This is a genomic window from Thiogranum sp. (assembly GCF_058323355.1).
Genome location: NZ_JBTTIO010000011.1, coordinates 1 through 5,174, shown reverse-complemented (window position 1 = coordinate 5,174; position 5,174 = coordinate 1). Strand labels below are relative to the sequence as shown.

At 57.5% G+C, this 5,174-nt stretch carries 5 protein-coding genes; 1 reads left to right on the top strand and 4 read right to left on the bottom strand.

The features are described from left to right. Positions 1–171: 171 nt before the first annotated feature. Together ACW81B_RS02410 and ACW81B_RS02405 are read right to left on the bottom strand one after the other, a co-directional pair. Positions 172–480 (bottom strand): type II toxin-antitoxin system RelE/ParE family toxin, encoded by a 309-nt coding sequence (locus tag ACW81B_RS02410; RefSeq protein WP_491578609.1) that lies wholly within the window; start codon positions 478–480, stop codon positions 172–174. Further along, positions 465–653: a hypothetical protein gene (locus tag ACW81B_RS02405; RefSeq protein ID WP_491578608.1), complete on the bottom strand. Its 189-nt coding sequence runs from the start codon at positions 651–653 to the stop codon at positions 465–467. Before ACW81B_RS02405 ends, ACW81B_RS02410 begins: the two co-directional genes overlap by 16 nt. A gap of 447 nt (positions 654–1,100) precedes the next feature. On the opposite strand from ACW81B_RS02405, the gene ACW81B_RS02400 reads away from it, so the two are divergent. Then, a complete protein-coding gene (locus tag ACW81B_RS02400) occupies positions 1,101–2,072 on the top strand; it encodes an integron integrase (RefSeq protein ID WP_491578607.1) in 972 nt (323 codons plus the stop codon). On the opposite strand, the gene ACW81B_RS02395 is transcribed toward ACW81B_RS02400, so the two are convergent. Then, the gene (locus ACW81B_RS02395; protein WP_491578606.1) at positions 2,069–4,738 is read right to left on the bottom strand and encodes a molybdopterin-dependent oxidoreductase; all 2,670 of its coding nucleotides are present in this window, start codon (positions 4,736–4,738) and stop codon (positions 2,069–2,071) included. The two genes, ACW81B_RS02400 and ACW81B_RS02395, sit on opposite strands and share 4 nt — an antisense overlap. Before the next feature lie 56 nt (positions 4,739–4,794). Then, positions 4,795–5,124 (bottom strand): hypothetical protein, encoded by a 330-nt coding sequence (locus ACW81B_RS02390; RefSeq protein WP_491578605.1) that lies wholly within the window; start codon positions 5,122–5,124, stop codon positions 4,795–4,797. Between the last annotated feature and the right edge of the window lie 50 nt (positions 5,125–5,174).

Below are 5,174 nucleotides of genomic sequence, written 5' to 3'. Positions count from 1 at the left end.
CGGTGTATCAGATACTCCTACTGGGTCCCATTCATTGAAGAGGATTTCATCAATGAATTGATAAAACTGCAATTGATCTGCTGGCAGTTTCTTTCCCATGTCATTTTTTACACATAACGATTGAATTCAGCGGCGCGGTTTTTGCGTCCGCTGGAATGATTGGTTATGTGCTCAGCCCTCAAACCTTTCCTCAATGTTTTCCAACAAGCGCTTGCCATGAATAACAGCCACGATCAGGATCTTCTGCTGCTGTATCCGGTATACAAGGCGATAACTATAAACAAACCGTTCTCGGATATTCTCATCGCCGATTTCGGGCACAACTCTTCCAGTTAGGGGGAATTCTTTGATATTTTTCGATACCTCAAAAATCTTTGAGACAACAGACTGGGCATAGAATAATGAATCTCGTTCTATGTATTCAGCGATTGATTCAAGATCTTCAACCGCTTCGGGTGACCAGGTTACTCGGTATGCCATTTCCCAAGCCGTTTTTCCACATCCTGTTGCGATATCTCGCCTTCCTTCTCTGCCCGATCAATGCCTCTATGGACTTTTTCAACGACATACAAATGGTACTGGATATCTTCCAACGTACAGTCATCTGGAAGTTTCTCCAGTAGTGACTGCACCTCATTTTTAACTGTGCTCATAGAAAGACCTCCTTCTCTATGTATTAAAGCACATAACTACTATTAGCAGGCTTACGCCGCATATCCGGAAACACGCGGCGCAGACCATATAGCAACCTAAAACGGGTGGCTATACAGCTTACGCCTCCCATCTCGTCTTCGACGGACATCGTTCGCTCCTTTTAATCCTTTGTTCCTTGTATACAAATAACCACCTGCTTTCAAGCAGTAATTTTTGAGCGGCGGATACTGTGATATTGAAGATTCCGGCGAATAGGCGCTGTATGCCGTATAGACACCTCTTTCCTGGATGCAAGCACAGCAATGTAAGTGGTTGATAAATAAAAACGATTCTTGTGGCGCTTGGATATTGGGCGCGTTATACCGGCGATTTTTTCACTCGCCGTAGTTGATATCCAGTCATATACTGTATATATTTACAGGTGTGTTTCAGGGAGGAAACAACCTATGGCAAAGGTCCGTCTACTCGACCAGGTTCGCAACACGATACGAGCGCTGCACTACAGCAGGAAAACCGAGCACGCCTACTGTTACTGGATCCGGTTCTTTATCCGTTACCACAGGAATCGCCATCCCTCGGAGATGAACTGCACGGAAGTTTCCGCTTTCCTGACCTTTCTCGCCGTCAACCGAAAGGTTTCTGCATCCACTCAAAACCAGGCGCTGAATGCCATTGTTTTCCTGTACCGCCGGGTACTGGAAACACCCCTTGATGATATTGAAAATGTCGTTCGCGCCAAACGTAGCCGGCGCCTGCCCGTTGTTTTGTCGCGCCAGGAAGTTCGCCGAGTCTTTCACTTTCTTCAGCAGCCGTACCTGTTGATGGCGGGACTGATGTACGGCAGTGGGCTGAGGGTAATGGAAACGCTCAGGCTGCGTATCAAGGATATCGATATGGAACGGCGCGTTATCCTTGTCCGCGCCGGCAAGGGAAACAAGGACCGCGTAACCATTTTACCGGACATGCTGGTGGATGATATCCGCCATGCCATTGCCCGTGTGGACTCACTTCACCGGCGAGACATTGCCGAAGGTTTTGGTGAGGTACAGATGCCCTATGCGCTTGATCGAAAGTACCCCGGCGAGGCCCGGGCGTTGCACTGGCAGTTCCTGTTCGCGGCTGACCGCCGTTCACGCGACCCGGTTTCCGGTGGTATCAAACGCCACCATGTTTTCGAAACCAGTATTCAACGTGCGGTAAAACATGCCGTCGTGCAGGCCAATATCGGCAAACCCGCTTCCTGCCATACCTTCAGGCATTCTTTTGCCACTCACCTTCTGGAAGATGGTTACGATATCCGCACAGTCCAGGAGTTACTGGGACACAACGACGTAAAGACAACGCAGATTTACACCCATGTCCTCAAACGTGGTGGCAATGCAGTACGCAGCCCTTTACAGGCGCTCGGCCGGGTCTAGCTGCTCTCGCGATCGCGCGCCAGCAGGGCCTTGAGTTCAGGAATACACGATCCGCAGTTGGTACCGGCCTTCAACACCTCGCCGATCTGTTCCACGCTGGTGAGCTTCTGCTGCTGTATGGCGTCCTTCAGGGTGTTGACGCCAACACTGAAACAGGAACACACGACCGGCCCGGCATCATTCTGTCCGCTGGCGGGTCTGCCGGTGAGCAGGCTGGTGCGCGCCGTGTCGTCGAGCGGCCCCTGCTCGAACAGTTTCGACAGCCAGTCGCGTGACGGCAGGTCGATGTCGGGGCCGATGAAGATACAGCTTTCCAGCTGCCCGTCCACCAGCCGCGCGGCGCGGTAGCGGTTGAGCGCCGGATCGAAGTATTCCAGCCAGTCGACGTCGGTTTCGTGGCTGCACAACAGGGCGCGCACGCAACCGGCCCAGTCTTCCGGGCTTTGTTCGCCGGCGATTTCGTAACGCCACATGCCCTGCCCTTTGGCGCAGGACCAGTACACCGCGTTCTTCAGCTCCAGCCGGCGGCGCGACAGGATGAACCCGTACCAGGCCACCGGGAAAGGTTCGATCGCCACCGGCGTGTGCTTGAACTCGGGTTGTCCGGAAACCGGGTCGGTGGCGGGGCTGATCAGACAGTCGACGCTCGGTAGGCTGGAAAATTGCTGGTTCCAGTGCATGGGCACAAACACGCTGCCATGCTGTTGCGTGTCGGATACCCGGGCGCGCACGATGATGTCGCCCCATGCGCTGCGCAACCGGACCAGGGTGTGGTCCCTGATGCTGTACCGCGCGGCATCGTCAGGATGCAGTTCGGCATACGGCTCGACAATATGCCCGGACAAGCGTGGCGACTTGCCGGTGCGTGTCATGGTGTGCCAGTGGTCGCGCACCCGGCCGCTGTTCAGCACCAGCGGGTAGTCGTCACTGACGGCGTGTGCCGGTTGCGGGTTGCCTACCGCCACGAAACGCGCCCGGCCATTCACGGTAAAGAAATGTCCGTCGCCGAACAGGCGCGCGCTGCCTTGCGGCACGGCGCGACTGACCGGCCACTGCACAGGCAGCAGGTACTGGTAGTCTTCATGGCTGATGCCGGCCAGCGCGCTGATGTCGAAATCGCGCTCGCCGTCGTTCTCGAAACCGGACAGGGCCGCATGTTCACGCCACACATCATCCACGCCCGGGTAGTCGAAGGCCGACTCATAGCCCATGCGCCGCCCCACTTCGCTGACAATCCACCAGTCCGGGCGCGCATCGCCCTGGGTGGGCAGGAACGCACGCTGGCGCGAAATACGCCGCTCGGAGTTGGTGACGGTGCCTTCTTTCTCGCCCCAGCTCTGGGCAGGCAACAGGACATGGGCGTATTGGGTGGTATCGGTGTGTTCCACGCAATCGGACACCACCACGAACTCGCACTGTTGCAGTGCCGCACGCACACGTTGCGTGTCGGGCAGGCTCACGGCCGGGTTGGTGGCCATGATCCACACGGCTTTCACCTGGCCGGTTTCCAGCGCCTGGAACAGTTCAACGGCTTTCAGCCCCGGCTGTTCCGGTATGGCGGGCGACTGCCAGAAGCGCTGCACGCGTTCGCGGTGTACCGGGTTGTCGATCTCCATGTGCGCGGCAAGCTGGTTGGACAGGCCACCAACTTCGCGCCCACCCATGGCGTTGGGCTGCCCGGTAAAGGAAAACGGTCCCATACCCGGTCGCCCGATGCGACCGCTCAGCAGGTGGCAGTTAATAATGCTGTTGACCTTGTCGGTGCCGAACGAGAACTGGTTGATGCCCTGCGAGAACACGGTCACCACGCGTTCGGTGCGCGCGAACAGGCGGTAGAATTCCTGCAGTAAGGCAGGGGCGAGGCCGCAGGCGGCGGCAACCGTCTGCGGGTCGCCGGCTGCGACGCGTGCGCTGGCCAACGCCTCGTCGATGCCCTCGGTGCAGCGTTCCACGAACAGGGTATTGCGTTCGCCGCTGTCCTGCAGGTGGCACAACAGGCCGTTGAACAGCATGACATCGGAACCGGGGCGCACGGCAAGGTGAATATCGGCGATATCGCAGGTCGGCGTCCGGCGCGGGTCGATCACCACCACCATCAGGTCCGGGTTGTCCTGCTTTGCCTTGCGGATGCGCTGGAACAATACCGGGTGGCACCAGGCGGTATTGGAACCGGCCAGCACGATCAGCTTGGCGCGTTCCAGGTCTTCATAGCTGCACGGTACGGTGTCGGTACCAAAGGCGCGCTTGTAGCCGGCCACCGCCGAGGACATGCACAGGCGCGAGTTGGTGTCGATGTTGGCGGAACCGATAAAGCCTTTCATCAGCTTGTTGGCGACGTAGTAGTCTTCCGTCAGCAACTGGCCGGAGACGTAGAAGGCAACGGCATCGGGGCCGTGTTCATCGATGATGCGTTTGAACTCACCGGCGACGTGGTCCAGCGCACGCCCCCAGTCGGTGACTTCCCCGCCGACCTTCGGGTACAGCAGGCGGTTGTCCGGCCCGACCGTCTCGCCCAGCGCCGCGCCCTTGGAACACAGACGGCCGAAGTTGGCGGGGTGTTCGGGGTCACCGCGTACGCTGACATTCATCGCCTCGTCGGTACGGGCGAGGATGCCGCAACCGACGCCGCAATAAGGGCAGGTAGTTCGTGTTTCGCGTTGAGTCATCGCGGCATTATACCTGTTTACCCCGCCACAACGGCGGCATGGAAATCCGCCAACGGTCAGAGCACCTTGCGCAGGCTGGCCGGTTCGAGCAGGCGGCTGTCTATGAAACGCCGGTAGTCATCGCGTACCGAGCCATACACAAAACGTGACCAGGCAGCAGCAGCCAGCAGGATCAGCAACAGGCGGATGGCATCCCGGACACCGGGGAAATCCACAAACACCAGCAGAGTCAGTGGCCAGACATACAGCAAACCGCGCAGGCCATGTTTGGCGATGATCAACAGGACACCGGCGAAACGGATCATCCGCTGCCGGCGTGACCGGTACTGCGCCATGAATACCGCACGTTCCAGATCGTTTTCGATATCCGCAAGCTTGCTTTTCAATGGGGTCAGACTCGATTGATTTTCATACCAGGATTAAAGGATTAACGGGG